Annotated in this window: 16 protein-coding genes; 8 read left to right on the forward strand and 8 right to left on the reverse strand. The window is 62.1% G+C overall.

Going from position 1 to position 25,088, the window contains the following annotated elements; all coding sequences use genetic code 11:
• Nucleotides 1–104 precede the first annotated feature (104 nt).
• The 7 genes from G7048_RS25715 to G7048_RS25745 all read right to left on the reverse strand — a co-directional run bounded on the left by G7048_RS25715 (nucleotide 105) and on the right by G7048_RS25745 (nucleotide 15,730).
• A complete protein-coding gene (locus tag G7048_RS25715) occupies nucleotides 105–5,057 on the reverse strand; it encodes a hypothetical protein (RefSeq protein ID WP_166071327.1) in 4,953 nt (1,650 codons plus the stop codon).
• A 42-nt stretch (nucleotides 5,058–5,099) separates the two neighbouring features.
• On the reverse strand, nucleotides 5,100–9,368 hold the full coding sequence (locus tag G7048_RS25720; protein ID WP_240933415.1) for a hypothetical protein: 4,269 nt from the start codon (nucleotides 9,366–9,368) through the stop codon (nucleotides 5,100–5,102).
• A gap of 543 nt (nucleotides 9,369–9,911) precedes the next feature.
• A complete protein-coding gene (locus tag G7048_RS28810; RefSeq protein ID WP_371747733.1) occupies nucleotides 9,912–10,160 on the reverse strand; it encodes a hypothetical protein in 249 nt (82 codons plus the stop codon).
• A 67-nt stretch (nucleotides 10,161–10,227) separates the two neighbouring features.
• Nucleotides 10,228–11,154 carry a dihydrodipicolinate synthase family protein gene (locus G7048_RS25730; protein ID WP_166071328.1) on the reverse strand — a complete coding sequence of 309 codons (927 nt, stop codon included), beginning with the start codon at nucleotides 11,152–11,154 and terminating at the stop codon, nucleotides 10,228–10,230.
• 109 nt (nucleotides 11,155–11,263) lie between these two features.
• On the reverse strand, nucleotides 11,264–12,859 hold the full coding sequence (locus tag G7048_RS25735; RefSeq protein ID WP_166071329.1) for an aldehyde dehydrogenase (NADP(+)): 1,596 nt from the start codon (nucleotides 12,857–12,859) through the stop codon (nucleotides 11,264–11,266).
• 85 nt (nucleotides 12,860–12,944) lie between these two features.
• Nucleotides 12,945–13,952, reverse strand: coding sequence for a tripartite tricarboxylate transporter substrate binding protein (locus tag G7048_RS25740; RefSeq protein WP_166071330.1), 1,008 nt, complete (start codon nucleotides 13,950–13,952; stop codon nucleotides 12,945–12,947).
• A gap of 41 nt (nucleotides 13,953–13,993) precedes the next feature.
• Complete coding sequence (locus G7048_RS25745) at nucleotides 13,994–15,730, reverse strand: IlvD/Edd family dehydratase (RefSeq protein WP_166071331.1); 1,737 nt, start codon at nucleotides 15,728–15,730, stop codon at nucleotides 13,994–13,996.
• A gap of 129 nt (nucleotides 15,731–15,859) precedes the next feature.
• Between G7048_RS25745 and G7048_RS25750 the strand changes: the two genes are divergently transcribed.
• Nucleotides 15,860–16,810, forward strand: a complete 951-nt coding sequence (locus G7048_RS25750; RefSeq protein WP_166071332.1) for a LysR substrate-binding domain-containing protein — start codon at nucleotides 15,860–15,862, stop codon at nucleotides 16,808–16,810.
• Between the two features lie 147 nt (nucleotides 16,811–16,957).
• On the opposite strand, the gene G7048_RS25755 is transcribed toward G7048_RS25750, so the two are convergent.
• Nucleotides 16,958–17,419 (reverse strand): PaaI family thioesterase, encoded by a 462-nt coding sequence (locus G7048_RS25755; RefSeq protein WP_166071333.1) that lies wholly within the window; start codon nucleotides 17,417–17,419, stop codon nucleotides 16,958–16,960.
• Nucleotides 17,420–17,611: 192 nt separating this feature from the next.
• Between G7048_RS25755 and G7048_RS25760 the strand changes: the two genes are divergently transcribed.
• From G7048_RS25760 to gorA, 7 genes are all read left to right on the forward strand, one after another.
• Nucleotides 17,612–18,805 (forward strand): CaiB/BaiF CoA-transferase family protein, encoded by a 1,194-nt coding sequence (locus G7048_RS25760; protein ID WP_166071334.1) that lies wholly within the window; start codon nucleotides 17,612–17,614, stop codon nucleotides 18,803–18,805.
• Nucleotides 18,806–18,848: 43 nt separating this feature from the next.
• Nucleotides 18,849–20,045 (forward strand): 3-sulfinopropanoyl-CoA desulfinase, encoded by a 1,197-nt coding sequence (acdA, locus tag G7048_RS25765; RefSeq protein WP_166071335.1) that lies wholly within the window; start codon nucleotides 18,849–18,851, stop codon nucleotides 20,043–20,045.
• Nucleotides 20,046–20,094: 49 nt separating this feature from the next.
• Entirely contained in the window at nucleotides 20,095–20,676 is a 582-nt protein-coding gene (locus G7048_RS25770; protein ID WP_166071336.1) for a cysteine dioxygenase, read from the forward strand.
• A gap of 164 nt (nucleotides 20,677–20,840) precedes the next feature.
• The gene (locus G7048_RS25775; RefSeq protein ID WP_166071337.1) at nucleotides 20,841–21,731 is read left to right on the forward strand and encodes a LysR family transcriptional regulator; all 891 of its coding nucleotides are present in this window, start codon (nucleotides 20,841–20,843) and stop codon (nucleotides 21,729–21,731) included.
• Nucleotides 21,732–21,983: 252 nt separating this feature from the next.
• Nucleotides 21,984–22,961, forward strand: coding sequence for a tripartite tricarboxylate transporter substrate binding protein (locus tag G7048_RS25780; RefSeq protein ID WP_166071338.1), 978 nt, complete (start codon nucleotides 21,984–21,986; stop codon nucleotides 22,959–22,961).
• A 71-nt stretch (nucleotides 22,962–23,032) separates the two neighbouring features.
• On the forward strand, nucleotides 23,033–23,692 hold the full coding sequence (locus G7048_RS25785; protein WP_166071339.1) for a glutathione S-transferase family protein: 660 nt from the start codon (nucleotides 23,033–23,035) through the stop codon (nucleotides 23,690–23,692).
• Nucleotides 23,689–25,050 carry a glutathione-disulfide reductase gene (gene gorA, locus G7048_RS25790; protein ID WP_166071340.1) on the forward strand — a complete coding sequence of 454 codons (1,362 nt, stop codon included), beginning with the start codon at nucleotides 23,689–23,691 and terminating at the stop codon, nucleotides 25,048–25,050. Before G7048_RS25785 ends, gorA begins: the two co-directional genes overlap by 4 nt.
• Nucleotides 25,051–25,088 lie beyond the last annotated feature (38 nt).

Raw genomic sequence — 25,088 nt, forward strand, 5'->3', positions numbered from 1 at the left:
TTGAGGCGCATGGGCCTCGGGTAAGACCATCCTCCCGGTCTTGGACTGCACGAGTCCCTATTCAGGCGAATTTGACGCGACGCATATGGCATATGCCTTGACGATCAGAGATCGAAATACTCGGCATAGACCAAGCGCTCTTCCACCACCCGACGCCGCCGGGGATTTTTCGTGGTCACAAAGCGATTCTCGGGCACGCTGCGGTCGGTGTAGTAGCGCTCGAACTCACGCAGCATGAGGCGGCGAATGCTGCCCTCTGCACCTGCTGGGAGCGTCGCTGCTTGCTCCCAGAATGCAGGGTCGAGCAGTGGTCGCATGCGGTCTGGAATCGGGATGGCTGTCGTCGTGCTCAGACCTTCCCGCGCCAGAGGTTCCGCACGGTCGAAGCGCAGGCTGCGGCCACTCTTGAGTGCGATGTTCACCGGACCGGATGGTGCCGGGGTGACAGCGTCGTGCTGCGCATCTTCACCGTTGGAAGAGCCGTCCGCCATGAGCGAGCGCGGGGTCAGAACGAGTCCTGTGCGCGGTTGCGCTGGTCCGCTCGCGAGCACTGCTGTATCGTGCCATGCAAGGTCGCTGTCGATGGCCGGGTCGCGTGTCTGCAGCACCAGTTCGACACGGTTGTCGCCCAGTTCGGCCGCCATGCCGGCTGGTCGACCCAATGGGTCGTTGGCGTAGGGCGAATCGGCCGGTCCACCTTCACGGAAGCGGTTGCGCATGGGTCCACGTGTAGGCACGGGTCCGTGGAGACGGGCCGTGACGCGCGCACCGTCGCGCTGCAGGACGGCCTTTCTGCGCGGCAGTACCTGCGCGAAATCGGCCAGCACGATGGCCGACAGCTTGGCATCGGCCAAAGCGTTGGGCTGGTAGCGCGCCAGCGCCAAGCGCACGAAGGGCATGTAGCTCGCGCCGGTAGAAATTTCGATGTCGCAGTACCAGAGCTGCCGATCGTCCGACCAGGCCACCCGGTGCGCGACCGCCATCACCCGACCGCCCCCGTTGGGAAGCGAAACAGCTTCTTCGGTCACGCGCAGCGGGAAGTCACCAGGTTCGGCGTCCACACTCGGCAGGCGGCTTTCCCACAGTGGGTCCAGGCCCCACTGCGTGATGCGGTCGCTCAGTTTTTCGTCGATGGCACTGAACGGCGTGGACGCGCCCCGGGTTTGCGGAGCCACGATCACAGCCAGCATTTCCCCGTCGCCCGAGGAGAACCACGGCCGGTCCAGATACACGCGCAGCGCGTTGCCTTCGCGCAGACTGGTGCGCTGTGCATCGACCTTCGCTCCGGTGCGGCTCCAACGGAAAGTGGGCAGCGTGTAGACGATGCGCGGCGCGTCGGGCGGCGCGCTGGCAGGCACCGCCAGCCCCCAGGCATCGACATCGGGCAGGCCGCTCTCGCGCAGAAGCGCAGCGCCGGGATCGCCATCGACTCCACCGCTGTGTGCCAGCACCCGCCAACGTGTCTGGTTCAACGCCTGGCCGTCGCGGCCAATGTTTTCGGGCTTGGCGTACAGCGCCGGGGGCAGGTATTCGCGGAACCGCGTCACAGCGCGCAGGCGGTAGCGGATACGCCGAAAGCGCGTGTCGCCGAACTCGTGCAGATTGCCTGGCGCATCGGCGCGCTTGTCCATCTGCGCGGGAGTCGTCGTGCCAACGACAGTGTCGATGCGGCGCTGCTCCTCTACTGCCGCCTCGATGGGAAACACATTGGCATGGTTGTCAGCCAAGCGGATCGGACCCAGCGCGCCTTCGCACCGCACCCGACGCGGGCCGGGAAACTTCGGGTCATCGCGCGTCGGGTCGTCCACCCATTCGCTCCACTCCGCCAGCACTTCGAATTGGCCGGTGCTGGGGCCGTGCAACGCCACGTTGTCGCCCTTGCCGAACAGTTCGGCCGAAGTGGCACCCGGCCTGCGCGCGACATGGGCAGACTTGAACACGGGTTCGCATACCGGCTGCTGGGTGGCATGCACCAGCACCAGGCGACGGAAGGGCGTGACCATCCAGTGCGCGCCAGCCAGCGCGGCCGCGCGCACCTGGTCGGCGGCACCGGGGTCATCGACCCACTGCGGCAGCCCCAGATGCGCCAGATACTGGTCGTGCACGAAGCTGGCGTACTGCAGCCGTGCGATGCGGCCCTGCGGCAAAAACAGGTGCAACGTGCGCTCGCCCGCGTCCCATTTGGGTGGCGCAGCTGGCGTGGCGTCTGCGCCGCAGGCGGGCGACGTCACCTCCTCGGGCTGGTCGTGCAGTGCAATGCGCAGGCTGCGGCGATCATCGGGCCAGCCAGAGTCGATGGTTCCGGTGGAGCTGGGCTCCGTGTCGAAATCAATCAACAGCACCCAGCGGAATCTTTCGTTCGGCCGATCGATGTCGATCAGCGACCGGTCGCCAATGGGCACCCGTGCCGCACGCACGCCGCTCTCGATCACCACACCTTCGAGCCCGGGGGCAAGCGGCTTCACCTCGGCACCGTCGAGCATGCGCGCCAAGCCCGGCACACCGTGCAGAGCGATACCGCCAGCCACAGGATCGGGCAGATAGGGAATCGGCACCAGCGGTTCATGGTGCACCACGTATTGGCCCGCTGCGAAGCGGTCGCGACTCGGGTCGGCCTGATCAGGCGGAGCAATGAGCGCGCCGGGGCCTTCCACCGTCGCCACATCGCGCTTGTTCTGCGGTGTGACCAGTTCGAGCTGCACGTCGTGCCGTGCATCCATCAACGAGCCCGACTCCCGCGCGCTCACGGCATACGCATGCTTGATGGCCTTGGCATCGCCGCTGCCCAAAGCGGCGTCGAAACAGCCGTGCAGTTCGCACAGGGAATGCGCGGCTTTGGACGGCACCACGTGGCGCAAGGGGACCGCCGGGTAGGTGAAATCGGGCAGCCCCGAGCCTTCGGGCGGCGGGGAATAGAAGCTGTGCCAACGGGCGATGTAGTCGGATGCCGGAGCGTCGAAGTTGCTGCGAATCACCATGCGTTCGAGCGATTCGCCCTCGCTCAAACGATCGGCCAGCACCAACGCGGGTGGACCGATGGGCTCGAAGCGGGCGAACTGCACGGGCTCGGTCGCCTGCTCGTACTTCTCGATGTCGCCGTCGTCGCGAGCAAGGCTATTGCCCGCCAGATCCACCACGCGGGCACGAAACCGGTACCACTCGCCGAAGCGCAGTTTCGGCAGCGACCCCTTGCGCGCGGTGAAGCGCACGTCCAGTCCATTGCCCTTCTTGGCCACCGCATCCACGTCGGGATCATCGCCCGGACTGGCGACGCGTTCGGTCTGCATGCCTGCGTCGTTCTCTGCCACCAGCGCACGGCCAGGCCGCTGGGCCACCAGGCTCCAGCCAGCCCAGCGGAACAGGCTTTCGTGCAGGTAGTGGTCGTCGTCCTTGCCATTGCTGGTGGTGGACGCCGATTTCACATAGCCCTCATCCGACAACTCGCCATCCCTGCTGCTGCCGGGCAATGCCAGCGGACGACTGTCGCGCAACACGCGATACTGGCCGGTGCGCTCGCACAGCGACAGCCAGCGGTTGGTGGTCGCCAGTTGAACATCGACGCGGTAGCCGCGCAGCACGTCTTCGGTGAACAGCACCACCTTCGCCGCAGCTTCAGGCGACTGCGCTATGGCGTTGTTTTTCAACGCCGCGGCGTTCGCGTCGATAGCCACCACTCCGGCGCGACCGTGGCGCGACACCCCCAGCCCCGCCGTGCGCAGCGCAGCCACGGGTTGGGTGTCGCCGGTGGTGTAGGTCACATCGCCATCGGCACCCGGCTTCTGGCTCTTGCCGATCAGATTTTGCGCGGTGAGCAGATAGTCCACCGTCTTCAGCGCGGTGCCGTCCGGGTCCACCTGGTAGACGTCGAAGTCGGTATGGGCGTGCTTCGCATCGGCCGGTGCGTGTCGGTCGTTGGACCCGGCCAGAGCCAGCAGGCCGCGCTCGTGATCGCTGCTGCGCGCCGCCGTGACGAAGCGCCGCGCTGTGGCCTGAAAGGCAGTCTGCAGGGTGAGATGCTCCAGCCCCTCAGCGCCTCCTTTCAGCAAAGGCTGCATGCGGCCAGTCAGTGGTTGTTCGTCACTGGCCGCATCGAGCTTTGTGCCCTCGGGCAGCACGCAGTCGATCACCAGACCCAGTGCACGCAGCAGCGCCGGATGGTCGCCGTACGAGGCCACCATGCGATGGAAATCGAACTCCGGCACCTGCAGAGCGGGCTCGACGTTCTTGAAGTCGGGGCGGCGCATGCGCAGCGCCTCGGGCGTGGGCGTGCTGCGGCGGTAGAAACGGTCGGCCTGATAGAAGCTGTACTCGTCCGGGGTGGTGAACTGCGACATCACCTCATGCCGTTTGCCGTCTCCCGCGTGGGTCTGCTCCCAATCAGGCGGCAGCGCCCGCACCGGGAATGGTTGCGCTCCGCCCGCGCCGTCGATGCCGACCCCAGGCCCGAGGATGCAACTCGCAGCGCTGAACACATTGCGGTTGGTGGACCTGTCCGCATCACCGGTCACCACCACGTCCTTGCCTTGCACATAGTGGGGCTGATAGCGCTCAAAGCCCGACGACACCAGCCGACCGCGTTCGTCCAGCCGGGTGCCCAGATCGGCCAACAGAGGGGCTAGCGGGCTGCTTTTGCTGTACGGCAGCAGCACGGGGTGCTGCGCCCCCGAGGTCACTGCCAGCTGTCCATAGTGCCGCCGCGCAAAGCTCAGTACGTTGCGCACCGCGAACGAACGCAGATTCACCGTCGACATGTCCTTGAACTGGAAGCCGGACACGGGCGTGGCCGCATCGAACAGGCGCTGCCAGGTCGCGTCATCCGGCAGCGCCAAAGGTTCGAGGCGTACCGTCTTGCCTTCGACGCGCAGGCCGAAAGCCAAAGCGCGCACGGTCTCGGGCCAGTGCAGCAGCGCTTTGAACGCACCAAGTTGTTGTTCAGTGGGTTTGTCGGGAGTGAGTCGCGGCGACGCCACCAGACTCACGCGCCAGCGGCCCGCGAACGGGCCTTCGGAGATGCGGCCATGCGGCAGCGCGGTCCAGACGATTGTTTGTCGAGCCATTTTTTTCTCCATCGGGCTGTTCGTTGTTCTTCGCGGCGGCGTTCAAGCGAACGCTTCACAGTACTCACGCCATGCGTATTCGGTGTCCTCACCGATGACCGCGAGCTCGTCGGCCAGCGCCAGCGCCGGGCGGAAACCGAGTTCCTGGCGGAAGGTCGGGTCGCCATTGGAGCCAGCGAAGGTGCGCTCGCAGGTGATCGTCACACTGCCCGAGAACAGGAACACCGACACCTCGATGGTGAGCTGCGCCATGCCCCGGCACTTGCCGGTGTCAAACACGTATTCCAGTTCCAGATACAGCTCGATCGACGCCGAAATCAGCCCCAGCACACTGACATGCCCACCCAGACGGAAATAGCCAGTGAGCGAGGCCTTGTTGGCTTCCATGCGGAAGTAGATGCCCGCCATGACGTGCACACCGCCCGATGCCACGCCGAAGTTGACCGAAAGACTCGCGCCGAACTCGAACGAGGCTTCCAGAATCTGCACACCGTGGGGGTCGAGCGTGATGCCGAAGAAGCCCCCGCCGCCGAAAACCATCACGCTCAGATTGAACGGCTGCTCCCGGGTGCAGAAGTTGAACCGCACCGCGAGCGGTTGCCCAATGAAGGGCACGGTGAAGCCTGCCCCCAGACTCAGATTGCTGAGATTGAACATGCCGACCGAGATGGCCGGCAATGCCACGGAGAAGCTGGCGTCGATGCCTTTTGCGCTGATGTCCAGCGACGGTGGATCGGAAAACCCATCGAGCGGGATCAGGTCGCGCAGGGTTTCGACGAACGACAGCACGCCGACGAACTTGATGTCGGTGAGCACCACGTCGACATTGGTCTTGGCGTTGCTGTCCACGGTGAACTCGATCTTCTCGAAATTGAGTTCGATGAAACTTGCAGGCGCAATCAGCACCAGGTCGAAATGCTTGAGGCTACACAGCACGCCGACCTTGGGCGCACCGCCCGAACGCTTGATCCGCGCCTCCACCGCGATGGTGAACCCGTTGGGATCATTGGCGCGAAAAATCGGCACGCTGCTGCCCGGCAACGCCCAACTCTTGAGCGCCGGTGTCCAGTCAAAGCGCACCACCAGTTCTTCGCCCGTCAGCGCTTCCAGCAGTTGGAGCAGATCACTGGCCAGCCCCAGCGCCGTCAGCACTGCATCCAATGCCTGCAACAGCGATTTCGCGGGCGCACCATCGAGCAGCCGCGCACCGGCCACCGCGTTGCGCAGTGCTTGGGTGGCATCGCGTACCGCCTCCAGCCGTGGCTTGAAAAGCGCCGGACTCTCCAGCAGATCGGACAGTTGAGGCGTGCTGCCGGGCGGGATGTCGATGACGTCACGCAGCGCCTCGAACAGTTGCTGCCCCGCCGTCAGGATCGGCGTCAGCGTCAGCACATCCAGGATCAGCACGTCCGCTTGGCTTGCAAGCGTTCGCACCGCTTGACGAAAGCCCGCAGGCAGTGCGCTGGCATCGTTCACCGAGGTCGCCAATTGCGCCAGCGCCGCCTGCAATGCCGGACCAGCCGTCGAAAGATCAGGTGCCTTGGCGTCGGCAATTTTCTGGTTCACAAGTGGTGCGACGGCCTGCGACAGAGTGTCGAGCGCCGCATCGAGTTGCTGCAACGCCGCGACTGCCGGAGCCGCCTGCGCCGTGGCGAAGGCTGTGGTCTGCGCCAACAGATCGGCGACGGTGGCGCGGGCCACTGCAATGGCTGCGGAGGCCACACTGCCGGGGTTCGATGCAATGCGCTGAACGAGGTCGTAGACCCGCGCCATTTCGCCCAGAAACGCGTCGAGCCGATTGCCGGCCTCGGCCACGAACTTCGGCAACTTGCCCGCCCCGCCAGCAAAGTCGCCCACCGCGTCGATCACCTCGCCCAGCGGAATGCAGCCAAACAGCAGCGGCAGCGGCAAGTCGCCCAACGCGCCCGCTGCAGACGGAAAGGCATTTGTCGGCTCGAAGCTGCCGGATCGGAATGCCTCCGCGTTGCCCGACACCGGCCCCGCCATGCGCGACCACGCGGAAGGTTTGAGGTTGGGCATGGCAAAACCGCCCGAGCGATCGGACTGCTTCGAGAAATCGAGTCCTGCCACAACGACGTTGGCCGGTGGCTGCGCCTGCGTGACGGCATCGACCTCCATGAACACTTCGCCCGGGTTGTCGACGTAGCCATGTTGCAGGTAGTGCAGGTGCCAACTGAGCAGGTTGGTGCCGCGCCCACCGGAGAGTTGCGCGATGGCGGGCAGCCGCACCCGCGCCACGTCCACCGTGGGGAAGAAAATGGGTCGGGTCAGCTTTTGGCTGTAGCCGCGAAGGTCGAGCCGACTGTCGCTGTCGCTGTTGCTGCTGAGGTTGCCCGCACGCACTCCGAAATCGATGGCCTCGACGGGAGCCGAGGTATCGCCCGGCGTCAACGATGGCGCGAAGGCCACGGACTGACCCAGCAAGTCTGCACGGCGGCGCGGCACGTCGCGGGCATTCCTGCGGTCGGTGCGGGCCATCCATTCGTCTGCAGCTTTCTGCGCGGCGGTCTCGGCTGTGGCGTAGTCAGGGGCCAAGTTTTGCCCAATGCGTGGACTGGCCAGACTGTTGCTCAGAAAGATCAGCGGCAGCGAAAACGCAACCTGTCGGCCTTCCAGATCCTCGCCCACGCAGTCAAACCGAAACGGCTCGCCGCCCACGCAGGGCCAAAACATGCGGCGGTCGTTGAAGGACTTGATGCGACTCTCGGGCGAGTCGGGCGGATCGAGGTCGGGGGTCACCGTGGTCAGAATGCGCACCTTGGTGAACGGGAACTGGTTGTGCAAAACGCGGCCACGCGCATCGACCAGACCCGGCTCGACAAAGTCGCGCTCACGCTCGCGAATGACGAGGAACAGGCGTTGACGCAAATAGGCCGCATTGCCAGGCTGCACCGACGTGCCGTTGCGTCCATTGTGGAATTTGCGCTCGGTGACTTTGACCAGCGAAACCCGATGACCAAAGCAGCAAAGCACGCCGCGATACACCACGCACACATAGTGGTCGCGGCCCATGGTGGCGTGGTTCACCCACTCCTCCACATCCAGCCCCGGCGGCTCCCAGGCACCACGTGCGTCGAGCCAGCCACCCAGCGGACTCAGCATCAGCCTGTCGGCCTGAATCGGCTGTGGCTGGTAGCTGGAGCGACTGAAGTTCGACGACAGGTGTGCGATCTGGAACCGGTCGTTGTCGTCCATCGCCGCCAGAAATGGGATGCTGGATGGCGCGGGCAGATCGCTGCCCTTGGGAAACGCGGGCTTCATCTGCGCCAGCGTGTCGTCGGTCCGGGCGTATACCGCGCGCACGGTGCGGTTGGCGTCGGGCCGCTGCACAGGCGACACCCAACCATCGGCATCGGGCAGCACCAGACGCGTGTGCCAAAGTTCGGTGCGCTTCGATGCGTCGGCGGTCACCGGCTGGGTGGCATGGTTGAAACGCTCGCCCGTATGCGGCGACAACACCAGACGCCACGGCAGTTCGATGGCCGTCTGCCGCGCACTCGGTTCGGCGGGACGAGCACCGCTGAGCAGCCCCCCGATGTCGGGATGGTGATCAATGTGCGGCGAGGGCTCGCGCCATCCGCCGACACCCAACGGTGCCCGCAACATCCGCAGCGGCGCAGTGCCGTCGGCCTGTTGGGTGGCGCTTTGCAGGTGTGCATTGAACCGATTCAGCCCAAGACGCAGGCGTGGCGACAGCTGCTCCAACTCGACCTTCGTTACCACCACTTGCCAAAACCCTCCCGGCGGCCGCGCGCCACGCGGCGGTGCATTGGCCGGAACGCTGAGCGATAACCATTGACATGCGTTGAGCAGCCCCGCCAATGTGTACGGGGCCTCGAATCTGTCGGGCACCTCGAACGCAATACGCGACTCGCCAGCCATGCGCGCCAGAATCGGCGGCGGGTCCACCTTGCCGTTGCCTGAAGTGCCGCCAGCGACCGGGCCTTGCGGCGTATCGACCGTTTCATCGGCTGCGCCACCAGTTCTGGACGGTTGCGCCGCCTGAAAAAACACCTGCTCGCCAATGGCCTGAGGCGGAAAGTGCAACACCAGCCAGGCCGGTCCGCTCGCCGTCTTGCGCACCACCGGCGGCGGGCCGGGAACGACTTCGAGATTGACCAGCTCGATGCGCAACGCCACCATATCGTCGGACCGCACCACCGGTATCCCCGGCTTGTCACCATCGAGAAGGCTGCTGGTGAAGTCGCTGAAAACGGGCAACGGAAACGGACGCGGGACAGGTCGCTTGTCGATCTCTACCTTTGCGCCAAGCACGCGCCCGGCTTTCACAGCCCCTGCTGATGATTGGGATGATTTTTTGCTGGCCATAGATCCCCCCGACCTTTTAGGTGGCTCCGATAGACAAACCGGAATGGTCAGCAGAGTAACCGCTCACTTTTGAATCAGTTCCGACAGACTCGCTCCTATTTAGTTAACTTCGGTAAAGCTTATCGACCAGCTGCATCGGCTGAAAAACGGCTTTCAACTCTCAAAACAGGTGGCTTTGATGTTCGTCTATATTCCGAGTGGATACACATCGAAATACTCTGAATCGATTGAGTTGATCCGGTGAAAACTCAAAAAAGGGTTGCGTTGAACGTACAGGGCTCAGAGGGCATTCCAGCCATGTCGACATAGCCACCGGCGAGTACCAATGCGGCTGCAAGCGCATCCTCAAACACGCCAGCGCGACCCACGTGGGCTCGCATTGCTTTCGGCATCTGTTTCCGGGTAAACAAAGTCGTAAACACCAAATGGGACTTGGGTGACGCTGGTGGAGCGCACGCTACGCGCGCTCACCATCCTGTCTGCGATGGTGACTACGGGGTTGAACTACGAAATTGGTGATGTTTTTTTCTGCGCCTGCTTTCGCTTGCGCGGCAAGTCAGAGAGGTAGGCGCGCGCCTGAGTGAATGGCATCACATCATTGGCTGAAAAGCCCATGACCTGCACTCCGAAGGTTGAAGACGGAATTCTGTACTGAATATCTCGGAACCGCTTGCGCAGCCAAGTACTCCCGTCATTCCCCGGATCGGATGGAGGGTGCCAATGCACAGTTACCAACCAACGTTCACGATCCATCTCCAGCCTTTTCCAGGAATTGCTTCAGTGTTCACATCCGTCGACGCTGCCTACGGATGGAACAGCTTCAACGCCCCCAACGCAAGACCAAGGGGTCGAGTCGGCGCGCGATGTCCAGCAGTTCGCGCCGCGTTTCAGGGTGCATGGGCGGCAGCGGGTGCCTTGGGGCGTCGCACGCGATCACGCCGCCTTCCTTCATGAGGGCCTTTGCTGCCAGCATGCCTGCTTGCCGGTTTTCATGGTTGATGAGCGGAAGCCATTTTTGATAGTTGGCAAATGCGGCGTCCATGTCACCTTGCCTGTGAGCATCGATGATGGTGCGGATGCCGTCCGGGAAGCCGCCTCCGGTCATGGCGCCCGTGGCACCGGCATGCAGGTCGGCCAGAAGTGTGATCGCCTCTTCCCCATCCCAAGGGCCTTCGATGAATTCGCCACCCAGGCGGATCAACTCGCGCAGTTTGTTGGCCGCGCCAGCCGTCTCCATCTTGAAATACGACACATGCTCGATGTCGCGGGCCATGCCTGCAAGAAACACGGGCGACAGCGCCGTGCCGCTGGCTGGCGCATCCTGGATCATGATGGGAATGTCGATGGCATCGGACACGCGGGCATAGAACTCGTGAATCTGCGGCTCGGGCACGCGAAAGGTCGCACCGTGATATGGCGGCATCACCATGACCATCGCCGCACCCATATCTTGCGCCCGGCGACTGCGTGCAGCGCAAATCTGGCTGGCGTAGTGCGTGGTGGTGACGATCACCGGCACCCTGCCCGCCACATGCTCGAGCACAGTGCGCGTGATGATCTCGCGCTCTTCGTCGGACAAAGAAAACTGTTCGGAGAAATTCGCAAGAATCGCAAGGCCGTCCACTCCGGCGTCGATCATGAAGTCCACCGCGCGCCGCTGGCTTGCCAGATCGAGGGCTCCGTCCTCTTGAAAGGTCGTTGGAAGGACGGGGAAGATGCCGCCGTAAGGCGTCGCTGGATGGGTCATGGCTTGTGTACTCCTGGTGAATGGGGAGGAATCAGTGCATACGATCGCGCAAGGTTTGAACGACGATGGACTGTCCTCCTGTGGTGAGGTTGAAACGTGGGTCTGAGAGTCAGTGCGGAACCGACTCCGTGGTCGGCCGACCCGCGACGCGACGACGCAGGTGCAAGGGATTGGCTGCCTGCAAGGCTTTGGGCAGCAGCGCGTCGGGCAAGTTTTGATAACACACGGGTCGCATGAAGCGCTCGATGGCGGCTGTGCCTACCGATGTGCTGCGGCCATCGGAGGTTGCAGGGAAAGGACCTCCGTGCACCATCGCATCGCAGACTTCGACACCGGTGGGAAATCCGTTGACCAGAATGCGCCCGACCTTGCGCTCCAGAATCGGCAACACGGCCTGGGCGAGTTCGATGTCTTCCTGGCTGTCGGTGTCGATCTGCAATGTGCCCGTCAGTTGGCCCTCAAGGCGCTCAAGCATGGCGAGCAGTTCAGTCCGATCCTGGCACACAACGATGGTGCCCTGCGGGCCAAAAACTTCTTCCGGCATGCGGTCGCCGCGCAGCACATCGGATGCCCGCAAACGGATCAATGTCACCTGCGCACGTCCTTTCGTTGCGCGGCCACTGGCAATGATTTCAGCGCCCGGCTGCTGGGACTCTCGCTGCACACCTGCATCGAATGCGCGTGCAATACCGGCCGTCAGCATGACGCCCGGATCGCACTCCGCAATGGCCTTTTTTGCCGCCACAAGGAAGCGATCAAGATCCGGTCCCGCCAATGCCAGAGCCAGTCCGGGATTGGTACAGAACTGCCCCACTCCCATCGTCAGGGAGCCAACATAGTCGCGGGCCAATGCTTCGGCACGTTGGGCCAACGCCGAAGGAAAGAAGAGCGTCGGGTTGATGCTGCTCATCTCTGCAAAGACTGGGATGGGCTGCGCACGTTGGGCAGCGATACGAACCAATGCCATGCCGCCTGATCTCGAACCGGTGAATCCCACCGCCTGAATGGCAGGGTGCGCGACCAATGCCGCGCCGATTTCGTATCCGGCTTCGGTGAGCATGGCGAACACGCCGGGCGGCAGTTTCGCAGCAGCCACCGCATCCTGGATGACGCGGCCCACCATCTCCGAAGTGCCCGGATGGGCTGGGTGCGCCTTGACCACAACGGGGCATCCCGCAGCCAGTGCCGCCGCCGTGTCACCACCCGCGACGGAGAACGCCAGTGGGAAGTTGCTCGCCCCAAATACCGCCACAGGCCCCAGTGCGATCCGTTGCATGGCCAGCAGACTGCGTGGCGGCTGTCGCTCGGGCAATGGAGGTTCGATGCGGGCATCGAGTGCGTCGCCACTGCGCACCAGCGATGCAAACATGCGAAGCTGTCCTGCAGTACGGCTGCGCTCGCCTTCCAGACGCGCACGGGGCAAGCCCGTTTCTGCCATGGCGCGTGCCACCAGTCCATCGCCCAACGCCTCGATGCGCGCAGCGATATCTTCCAGAAACGCGGCCCTCACCTCCGCACTGGTGTTGCGGTAAGCGTCGAAATCTCGCTGCGCCGCGCGTGCTGCCTGCTCCACGTCCTCATGCGTGGCGCTGGCGAACGCGGGTTGCGCAATGGACTGGCCAGTCGTTGCATCCATGGCCTGATACTCTGCCCCGCGCCCACGTCGGGCCTGACCGGAGATGAGCAGATCACCTGTGATCGTCATATGAAAGAACCTTGCATTCAGTGGTAGTCGCACCGAGCACGCGATTCGCGGCAAGCTGCTGCGAAGGCGGCACGGTGCATGGTGGTCAACTCGCCTTGATGCCGTTCTTTTTGCTGATCTCGCCCCACAGCTTGTAGTTGTCGCGGGTCACTTGAGCCAGCCGCTCTGGTGTGCCACCACCGACCATGTCGCCGTTCTTGACGATGGCATTGGTGACCGCTGGCGCAGCAATGGCCGCGTTCAGCGCGGCATTGGCCTTGCGCACGATTTCCGGGTCCAGATTCGGTGGGCCCCAGAGGCCCACGAACACGGTCACGTGGAAGTCCTTGAGTCCCGCCTCTGCGGCGGTGGGCACGTTGGGCAGGGCCGGAAGACGCTCGGATCCGGTCACCACGATGGGTCGCAGTCGTCCCGCGTTGATGAAGGGGATCAGCAGCGAGGCCGCATCGACGATGCAAGGCACCTGATTGCCCACCACATCCTGAATCGCCGGAGCACTGCCCTTGTAGGGAATCTGGTTCATGGCAGGCAGATCAGCGCGCTCGCGCAAGTGCTCCATCGCCAGATGGGTGTTGCCGCCGCTCCCGCCCGTGGCATAGCTGAAGCCCTTGGACTTGACCTCGTTGCGCACCCAGGTGCGGAATTCATCGAGCGTGCGTGCAGGAGATGCCGGGTTGACGCACAGCACGAGTTGCGACTCCAGAATCATTCCGATGGGCGTGAAGTCCAGCGGGTTGGGCGATGGTGTCGAATAAGTGTGCGGGTTGATCGTGAAGCTCGTGTTGGCAACCAGCAGCTTGTAGCTGTCACGCAGACGCAGCGCTTCTGCCGCCGCCAGGTTGCCCGAAGCACCCGGTTTGTTCTCGACCACGAATGGCTGACCGAGCGCTGCCGCAAGCCCATTGGTGACAAAGCGCGCACCTGCATCGGTCAAGCCGCCCGGCGGATAGCCCACCAGCAACGAAACCGGCTTGGTAGGCCATGTCGTGGCAGCCATGGCGGAGGTGGTGCCGAAGCCTGTCAGCACTCCTCCCACGGCAGCTGTCGTGGTGGAGAGAAAGGTGCGTCGCGTTGTGGTGGTTGTCTTTGACATAGCGTCTCCTGGTTGTGTTGGCTGTGATGGGATCAATGGGATCAATGGGAGTGGCGGGGCACGGCCGATCCACGGCAGCCCACAAGAAAGTCCAGGTCGCAGCCCTCGTCGGCCTGCAAGACATGGTTGACATAGAGACGGCGGTAACCACCATCCGCTGGAGCGGGGTCCAACTGAACCTCTGCCATGCGACGCTGGTATTCGTCCTCGGGAATGTCCAGATGCAGACGGCCTGCGTCGCTGTCCAACTCGATCCAGTCCCCATCGCGCACGATCGCGAGTGGCCCACCGGCCGAAGCCTCGGGCGCGACGTGCAATACGACCGTGCCGTAAGCGGTGCCGCTCATGCGCGCATCGGAGATGCGCACCATGTCCTTGACGCCCTGACGCAGCAGCTTGGGAGGCAAACCCATATTGCCCACTTCAGCCATGCCGGGGTACCCACGCGGACCGCAGCGCTTGAGCACCAGTACCGAGCTGGCATCCACATCCAGGCTCTCGTCGACGATGCGTTCCTTGTAGTGCTCCAGATTCTCGAAGACGACCGCCCGTCCTCGGTGCTTGAGCAGTGCGGGGGTGGCGGCCGAAGGTTTGATGACGGCACCTCGTGGCGACAGATTGCCACGCAGGATCCGGATGCTGCCATCCGCAATCAGTGGCTTGTCGAGGGGGCGGATCACCTCATCGTCATAGCTCGGAGCGTCTTTGACGTTGTCCCAGATGGAGCGACCGTTGACGGTCAGTGCCTGTGGGTGGGGCAGCAAATTCGCCTCGCCCATGCGTCGCAGCACGGCTGGCAACCCACCTGCGTAGTAGAACTCCTCCATCAGGAAACGTCCCGAAGGCATCAAGTCAACGATGGTCGGCATGCCTTGGCCCACACGGCTCCAGTCTTCCAGTTCCAGTGGCACGCCGATACGACCTGCAATGGCTTTGAGATGGATGACCGCGTTGGTGGATCCGCCGATGGCAGCATTGACCCGGATGGCGTTCTCGAAGGCTTCGCGCGTCAGGATTTTGGACAGCGTCAATCCTTCCTTGGCCATCTCGACGATGCGCATGCCTGACATGTGCGCCAGCACATAGCGCCGCGAATCCACGGCGGGGATCGCCGCGTTGTGCGGCAAGCTGGTGCCAAGCGATTCGGCCATGCAAGCCATGGTGGATGCGGTCCCCATGGTGTTGCAGGTACCGGCAGAACGCGACATGCCCGCCTCGGCCGAGAGAAATTTGTGCAGATCGATCTCGCCGGCCTTCAGCGATTCATGCAGTTGCCACACCGCCGTGCCGGAGCCGATGTTCTTGCCATCGAGCTTGCCATTGAGCATCGGGCCACCTGTCACCACGATGGCGGGCACGTCCACGCTGGCGGCACCCATCAACAAGGCAGGCGTTGTCTTGTCGCAGCCGCACAGCAGCACCACGGCATCAATCGGGTTGCCGCGAATCGCTTCCTCGACATCCATTGACGCCAGATTGCGGGTCAGCATCGCGGTGGGTCGCAGGTTGGACTCGCCGCTGGAAAACACCGGAAATTCGACCGGGAAGCCCCCCGCTTCGTAGATGCCGCGCTTGACGTGCTCCGCAATCTTGCGGAAATGCGCGTTGCAAGGCGTGAGCTCCGACCACGTATTGCAAATGCCGATGACCGGACGGCCATCGAATTCGTGATCCGGCAGCCCCTGATTCTTCATCCAGCTCCGATACATGAAGCCGTTCTTGTCGTGGGAGCCGAACCATTCGGTAGAGCGAAGTTTGGGCTTTTGCTTGGTGGTCATCGTAGGGCCTATTGAGAAATTGCCTGCCCGTCGGGGCAAACGCAGGCGCTACTTTAGATATTGTTTTGTTATTCTTCCAATGAAAATACAGCCACTTTGGATATCAATTTTGGCATTGATGGAAACCCTATGAGCACCGCTGCCCCCCGATTTATCCGTTCGCGCTTGAAGACAAGACAGCTCACGCTGCTGGTGGCACTGGCCGATGAAGGCAACATCCACCGAGCTGCCGATGTATTGGCCATGACGCAACCCGCAGCCTCCAAAATGCTGCGTGAACTGGAGCAGCTGCTGGGAGTTCCCTTGTTCGAGCGCCTGTCCCGCGGTGTGCGCCCCACGGAATACGGACTTGCATTGATCCGCCACGCGCGCCTGCTGATTGAAAGCCTGGACCAGGCCCATGACGAAATTGCCGGGCTCAAGGAGGGACTGGCAGGTCACGTGCGTGTCGGAAGCATCACGTCGCCCGCCGTGAGCCTGCTTCCCGCAGCCGTCTCCGAAGTCAAGGCACGCTGGCCCAGCCTGACCGTGACGGTCGAAGTGGAAAGCAGCAACATCCTGTTGGACCGTCTTGCGCAGGAGCGTCTGGATATCGTGGTTGGCCGCTTGTCCATCGAACATGACAAGCTGGGACTTCACTACGAACCATTGGCGGTTGAGCCAGTCAGCGCGGTGGTGCGTCCCCATCACCCATTGATGCAGCACCGTACGCTGAGACTGTCGCAGTTGGAGGATGTCACCTGGATCGTGCAGCCCATGGGATCGATCCTGCGACACCGCTTCGAGCTGATGTTCCAACGCGCCAGCTTGCGCCCACCCGTTCGTGTGGTCGAGAGCTCCGCTCCGCTGTTCGTCACCAAACTGATCGAATCCAGCGACATGGTGGCCGTTCTCGCCACCGATGTAGCGAACTACTATGCAGAGCATGGAATGGTGAAAATCCTGCCACTGGCCATGGATTGCCGCATGGATGACTACGGATTGATCACGCGCGCCGACCGTCTGCTGTCACCTGCTGCAGAACGCATGTACTCTGCTCTCAAGGATGCGGGGCGATTGATGGGGGAGCAGTCCAAGTAGGTCGTTGATGGGGCCATCAGTTGATCACGGCAAAAGACAAACCGCTTCGGCACGTGGCCCATTTGCGAGTCATGGATTCGCGTACTCACCCCGGTGTACTTTCACCATGCATTCGACACGCACACGCGTTGCAGGTGAACGCTTGAATCATGCCCCCGCGCGCAACTCGATCGCCAGCATTTCTCCCGTCGCACACACCACGTCACCCGCATGCAGGCTGAGTGCGATGCGCACCTTGCGTCCGTCCACGCTGATGGGCTCTCCGCGAACCTGCAACTCCGCGCCCTGGGGTGTCGGGTTCTTGAAATCGACTTTGAGTGACGCTGTAACAAAGCGCGGTGGATCGGCCTGCTCCTCGATCGACAGGCCACGCGCCTGACAGGCGAAGGCTGCGGCGGAAGCCGTACCGTGGCAGTCCATCAGAGACGCAATCATGCCGCCGTAGACGTGACCCGGCACGCCCCCGCTGTACTGCATGCCGGGCGTGAATCGTGCCTCGGTAGTGCCATCGCGCAAATAGCTCTTGAGTTGATATCCCGCCGGATTCCCGTGGCCACACCCGTAGCAGTGTGCGTATTTCGACGGGTAGCCATCCTGAATCGCCTTCATTCCATCCTCCTGTCACTTGTTGAATTGCTGGCACTCGGATGTGCCCCATGCAGAGCATAGAGCCAAGGGTTTGAAAAAAAACTCAATTGAGCATGAAGATGGCCGGAAACATACTTCAACGAGATGACAGGCAGGTGCATGGACAAATGCCAGTCACACAGCCCATTCTTGAAGTTGGAAGGACGGCAAACGATGCCAGAACAAGCGAACGAGGGAGCGTTGAACGGAATCCGGATACTGGATCTCTCGCGTATCCTCGCAGGGCCCAGTGCAACCCAATTGTTGGGGGACTTGGGTGCCGATGTGATCAAGGTCGAGCGCCCTGATGAAGGGGACGATACCCGCAAATGGGGTCCCCCCTACATTGCTGACCGTGATGGCAGCCCCACAAACGAGAGCGCCTACTACCTTGCGGCAAACCGAAACAAGCGCTCCATCGCCATCGACATCGCAAGCGAAGAAGGCAAGGAACTCATTCACCGGCTGCTGGCCAAGGCCGACATTCTGGTGGAGAACTACAAGGCCGGTGGTCTCTCCAAATACGGTCTTTCCTATGAGCAACTGCGCGAGAAATATCCGCGCCTCATCTACTGCTCGATCACCGGGTTTGGTCATACAGGTCCATACGCCAGCCGCCCCGGCTACGACTTTCTGATTCAGGGAATGGGCGGGATCATGAGCCTTACCGGCGTGCCCGATGGCGAGCCCATGAAGGTAGGCGTGGGCATCGCCGATGTGATGACCGGCATGTATGCGACGGTCGGCATGCTGGCAGCTCTGCAGCATCGCGACAAGACAGGTCAGGGGCAGCACATCGACATCTCTCTGCTGGACACGCAGATCGCCTGGTTGGTCAATGCTGGAACCAACTACCTGGCCGAACGAAAGCTGCCGACCCGGTTGGGCAACGGGCATCCCAACATCGTGCCCTATCAGGTGTTCCCTAGCGCGGACTCGCCGATGATTCTCGCAGTCGGCAACGACGCACAGTTTCGTCGCTTCTGCCAAGTGGCACAAGCCGAAGCACTCGCTGACGATCCACGCTACGCAACCAACGTGCAACGCATTGCCCATCGCGAGGCACTTGTGGAGCGGGTTGCCGACCTGCTGAAGAAGCATCCACGCAGCCATTGGCTGCAGGAGCTCGAAGCTGCGGGCGTGCCTTGTGGGCCTGTGAACGATCTTGACGACGTCTTCAACGATCCCCACGTCATCGCACGCGGCGCCGAGTTGCGCATGCCTTGTGATTGGGCGGAGGATGGAGAGATCAGCCTGCTGGCGAATCCGCTGAAGATGTCCGTCACCCCTCCCAGCTATCGACGCCCGCCCCCGCGCCTGAACGAACATGAACGAAGCGTTCTGAGCGATTGGCTCGGCGCGGCTTGAACATTACAGAAAACTCCAACCATTCTTCTTCCGGAGACTCCTCATGTACGAACTTACCAAAGAACAATTCGACCTCCAGGCACGCGCACGAGAGCTTGCGCAGACTGCCTTCGCACCGACCGCCGCCGAGACCGATCGCACCGAGCAATATCCCTGGGACAACATTGCCAAGCTGCGCGATGCCGGCTTCATGGGCATGACGCTTCCCAAGCGTGCGGGCGGCCAGGGCCGGAGCTATCTGGACGCAGTCATCGTCGTGGAGGAAATGGCCAAGTCCTGCGCGACCATGGGACGCATCACGGTGGAAGCCAACATGGGGGCGATCGGCGCGATCGCCACTTACGGCACTCCGGAGCAATTGAACATGGCGGCCGAGCTGGTGCTCGGTGGCGACAAGCCCGCCATCTGCATCTCCGAGCCCAATGCCGGAAGCGCTGCGAGCGAGATGACCACACGCGCCGATCGCAAGGGTGACGAATACATTCTCAACGGCGAAAAGTACTGGATCACCGGCGGCGGCGTATCCAATCTGCATCTCATCTTTGCACGTGTTTTCGATGACGGCGTGGATCAGGGCGTAGGCGCGTTCATCTGCGTGCGTGACCGCACTCCTGCCGACCAGTTGGTGGTGGGACGCCGCCTCTACGCCATGGGTGTGCGGGGCATCCCCGAGACCCATCTGGAGTTCCGCAATCTGCGCGTGCACAAGTCCATGCTGGTCGTTCCGCCTGGTGGACTCAAGCGCGGCTTTGCATCGCTGATGAATGCCTACAATGCGCAGCGCGTTGGTGCCGGCACGGTAGCTCTGGGCATTGCGCAAGGAGCGTTCGAGGAAGGCATGGCATATCTGAAGACACGTGAGCAGTTCGGTCGCCCCATCGCCGAATTCCAGGGTCTGCAGTGGATGCTGGCCGATATGTCCACCCAGTTGGAAGCGGCACGCCTGATGCTGCGTCATGCAGCGGCCAGCGGTGAGCATTTCCCGGACATCGACAAAGCCGCTCGTGCCAAGATCATGGCCGCCGAGACCGCCAACAAGGTCACCAACGACGCACTGCAGTTCTACGGCTCTTCAGGCTACGGACGCCACAACCCGATGGAGCGTCATGTGCGCGACGCCCGCATGTTCACCATCGCTGGCGGCACCGCGCAGATTCTGCGCACACAGGTGGCATCCAAGCTGCTGAACATGAAGCTGCCGCAGACCCGCGATGGCTACGCTGCGCAGACCAAATCCTGACAAGACCAGCATCGCGCATTTCATACTCGAACAATACGGAGACCCACCCATGATTGACATGCCAGCCACATTTCAGAAATTCGTCACCGACTTCACCAAGGTGATCGACCAGCACCAAGGCGATGAACCCGCCATTCTGGAGAAAGGCGGGGCGGTGCTCAAGCAACTGATCGAGCAGGACGACTGGCTTCCTGAACGTTATGCCAAGCCCGACCCTCAGTACTACCAACAGTACCTGCTGCACGCAGACCCGCAGGACCGCTTCTCCGTAGTGAGCTTCGTCTGGGGACCGGGTCAGAAAACGCCGGTGCACAACCATACCGTCTGGGCACTGATAGGCATGATGCGTGGCTGCGAAGTCGGCGAATTGTTCGAGTATGCGGAAGACGGCAAGAGCATGCGTTCGCTGGGCTCGGAGCAGCTCAATCCGGGCGATGTGGACTGCGTGTCGCCCACCATCGGTGACATCCACCGCGTCTCCAATCTCTACGATGATCGTGTGTCCATCAGCATCCACGTCTACGGCGGAAACATCGGCCGCATCTCGCGACATGTGTTCGTCGTGGAAACGGGCGAACGCAAACCCTTCATTTCCGGCTACTCCAACGAAGCGGAATTGAAAGCCGCCTGAGGCAAGCAGCCTCCCGGCAATCGACCGCGTCCTGCTGGCTCTTCGCCGTTGCCTGCCATGTGATCGTGTACCATCCAAGCGCTTCCATGAAGGTATGGAAGCGCTTGGAGACAGACGCGAAGCACGCAGTGCTGCATCGGTGAACGCAAAGGGAGACAGACGCTGTGAATCTGGGTGGCAAGCACGACTATCCGACCCTCAAACAACTCGAGCTGCTGCTCGCTCTGGTGCAGTCGGATGGCATCTCCAGCGCAGGTGCCAAGCTTGGCCTGTCACCATCGGCCACCAGCCACGCCCTGCGTGCCTTGGAGTCGGCGCTTGGTGCCCAACTCATCGACCGCAGTGCACCCGGAGCACCGCTGACCTACGCAGGTGAACGCATTCTTCCTTTGGCCAAGGAAGTCTTCGCGTCGATGCAACTGATGAAGTCGATCGCTCGCTCGGATGCAGACCTCAAGACCGGGCAGCTCTACATAGGCTCGTTCGGTGCCAGTGGCACGCTCAGAGCGCTTCCTCCGATTCTCAAGTCCTTTCGTCAGAAGCATCCCGGCGTGGATGTTCACATCATCGAAAAGCCCGAGGAGCAGACCAGTCTCGACCTGATGGAACACCGCATCGAACTGGCGGTCGTCCCACTGCCCAAACTCGAACTCGAGACCCAGACACTCGCCATGGATGAGCTCGTCGCCGTGCTGCCTGACGGGCACCCGCTTGCGCTGCAGGACGTGGTCCAGCTGAGCGAACTGATGGAGTACCCGTTCCTGCTCACCCGCGCAGGATCCAAGCCACTGATCTACCGACTGCTGCTCAAGCACGATCTCAAGCCGCGCATCGCGCACGAGTTGCACCAGATCACCTCGATACTGCAGTATGTCGCGGACGGTCACGGCGTATCGATCCTGGCCCGCCTCGCCTTGCCCGATGCCATTCCCGGCATCGTCTACAAGCCGCTCACACCCACCACGCAGCGCTATATCGCGCTGGCCTGCCAGAACTCCAATCGGCTCTCTCCAGTGGCCCGTGCGTTCTGGAACGAAGCCGCCCGAGGCAACTGACTGCCAAGCGCTTCTCGCATCGTTCTGTGGGACATTCGAGTCCTTCAGGTTCACGAAGACCGAGGCTCGACTCCGCCACATTCATCGCGAGCATCGACTCTTTAAAAATATCCAGTTTCAGCCTCGAGAAAAGCTAGCCAACGATCGCACTGCATTCAATACATTTTGATCTCGGAACGACTTCGCGCACCTCACAGGAAAAGAACGCGGAGCACCGGATTCAACATGCATTCAGAATCAAAGGAGACATTGGTGAAGCGCACTCTTCTGTCAACAGCCGTCATCGCGGCAAGCATTCTCTCCATCGGCACACAAGTCGCCGCACAGGACTATCCCAAGAAGGGCAAGGCGATCAACCTGATCGTGCCATTCGCACCAGGCGGCGCTTCGGACATCCTTGCGCGTCTGATCGGTCAAAAGCTGACCGAGCAATGGGAGACACCCGTCATCGTGCAGAACAAGCCCGGCGGTGACATGGTGATTGCACTGCAATCGGTCGCACGCTCGGAAAAGGACGGCTACACCATCGGCCTCACCACCAGCAGCTTCGCGCTCAACAAGGTGGTCAAGAAGGACTTCCCGCTTGATCCCATCACGGACTTCTCGTTCATCGGAACGATCGGCCAGTCCCCATATTTGCTGGCTGTCGGCGCAGACTCGAAGATCACCAACTTCAAGGAACTGGAAGCCGCGTCGCGCGTGAAAAACAGCAACTTCAGCTATGCCTCCTGCTGCTTCGGTACCTACTTCTCGGCAGAGATGATCAAGAATGCGACCAAGCTCGACGGCGTGCATGTGCCTTACAAGGGCAGCTCGCCCGCACTCAATGCGATCCTGTCCAAGGAAGTGGAATACATCATCGATACGACGACAGCGACCAAGCCCTTTGTCACTTCCGGAAAGCTGCGTCCGCTCATGGTGACGGGCCGCAAGCGCTCTGCCTCATTCCCCAATGTGCCGAACATGACGGAAGCCGGCGTGCCTGGCGACTTCGAAGTAGGCGTCTGGTATGGATTCGCTTTCCCTGCGGGCACCCCGGCGGACATCGTCAAGAAGACCAACCTGGCCTTGAACAAGATTCTTGCCATGCCTGATGTGAAGGCCAAGATCGAGAGCTTCGACATTGAAGTCATGCCCTCCACGCCCGAGCAGATGACAGCGCGTGTGACCAGCGATCTGCAGTCCTACATCTCGGCACTGAAAACCGCCAAGCTGGATTTCGGCAGCTGAGGATGACGATAACGGGGTGCCTCGTGCACCCCGTCAGCGTCACTTGCCTTCTCTCTCTTCACCGATTTCAGATGCTGGATTTATATACCTGGGGCACTCCCAACGGGCACAAGGTGCACATCATGTTGGAGGAATGCGATGCGACCTACCGCATCCATCCGGCCGACATCAACGACAAGGAGACCTTCTCCGCCATGATGGCGCCGCTCGGTGTCAATCGCAAGATTCCGCTGCTGATCGACAGTGATCCGCAGGATGGCAAACCGGTCACGATCTTCGAATCCGGTGCCATCCTCATTCATCTGGCCGAAAAGTTCCGCCGCTTTCTGTCGCAGGACATCGCCGAGCGCTCCTCCGCCATGCAGTGGCTGATGTTCCAGATGAGCGCTGTCGGCCCCATGATGGGACAGCTCAGTCACTTCCGAGGACGCTCCCGTTCGGCACCTTCTGCGGAGCAATCGGATGGGTATGCGCTCGAACGTTTCGCAGCCGAAGTGCAGCGCATCCATTCGGTGATGGAGCAACATCTGCAGAACAGCGCCTACTTCGCAGGCACGCAATACTCCATCGCGGACATGGCGATCTTTCCCTGGCTACGATTGTCGGAGAAGATGGGCATCGATGTCGTCGCATATCCTCGTCTCAACGAGTGGCGCGAGCGCATCGCATCGCGACCCGCCGTGCAACGCGCACTGGCCCTTCCCGAACTCACTCAGACGGCCAAAACATGACAGCAGCCAACACATTCGATCTCATCGTCATCGGCGCAGGCTCCGGCGGCATCGCGGCATCCCGGCGCGCGGCCAGTCACGGAGCCAAAGTGCTGCTGATCGAGGGCACCCGCGTGGGCGGCACCTGCGTGCTGCGCGGCTGCATTCCCAAGAAGCTCATGATGTATGCGTCGGAGATGGGCAGCGCTTTCAGCGAGGCCAGCGCCTTCGGCTGGAGTGAAGTTGCCACGCAATTCGACGTTGCCCGCTGGACGCGAGCCAAGGACAACGAACTCAACCGGCTCGAAGGCGTGTATCGCCAGATGCTCGCGAACTCCGGTGTACAGACACTGCTCGCTCATGCACGCATCACCGGAGAACGTACGGTCGAGGCGAACGGAGAGACCTATCATGCCGATCGGATTCTGATCGCCACCGGCGGTGCACCTTCCACCGATGGAATTGCAGGGCTTGAGCAGGCATGGACTTCCGACGACATCCTGCAATTGAATGCGCTGCCCAAGTCGCTTCTGGTGATCGGTGCGGGATACATTGCCGCCGAGTTCGCATCCATTCTCGCGAGACTGGGCGTGCAAGTGTCGATGGCTTATCGCGCCGATCTGCCACTGCGCGGCTTCGATGAGGATCTGCGTGCGCAGGCCGCACAGGCGCTCGAATCACTGGGTGTGAAGCTGCATGCGGGCATGCGCGCCCAGGCCTTGTCGAAGGACGCCAGCGGATTCACACTTCGTCTCGAAGACGGCTCGGTGCTGCAAGCCGAAGCAGTGCTCAACGCCACAGGTCGAAAGCCCAACATCTGGGGTCTGGGTCTCGATAGCGTGGGTATCCGGACCGATGCGTCAGGCGCCATTCCTGTGGATGCCGACAGCCGCACCGTCGTGCCCGGCATCTGGGCCATTGGAGACGTCACCAACCGAGTGAACCTCACACCAGTGGCCATTGCCGAGGGCCGGGCCTTTGCGGACACGGAATTCGGAGGTAGGCACATTCAGGCCAATCACACCAACGTGGCCAGCGCCGTCTTCTGTTCCCCGCCGATCGCGACCATCGGGCTGACTGAAGCGCAAGCCATCGAGCGCGGACCGACCGACGTCTATGTGAGTCAGTTCCGCCCCATGAAGAAGGCCTTCGTCGGCAGTCAGGAGCGCACCTACATGAAGCTCATCGTGGATCGCACGACCGATCGCGTGACCGGCATTCACATGCTCGGAGCCGATGCTCCCGAGATCATTCAGGGATTGGCCATCGCGATCAGCGCGGGAGCCACCAAACGTGATTTCGACAACACCATGGCGATGCACCCGACATCGGCAGAAGAGTTCGTGCTGATGCGCGAGCCCACACGCCGCCACGGTTGAAGCGATCAGGGAATGCTGTGGCACGGGAGCATGAATCC

The organism is Diaphorobacter sp. HDW4B, assembly GCF_011305535.1.
Classification (GTDB): Bacteria; Pseudomonadota; Gammaproteobacteria; order Burkholderiales; family Burkholderiaceae_C; genus Diaphorobacter_A.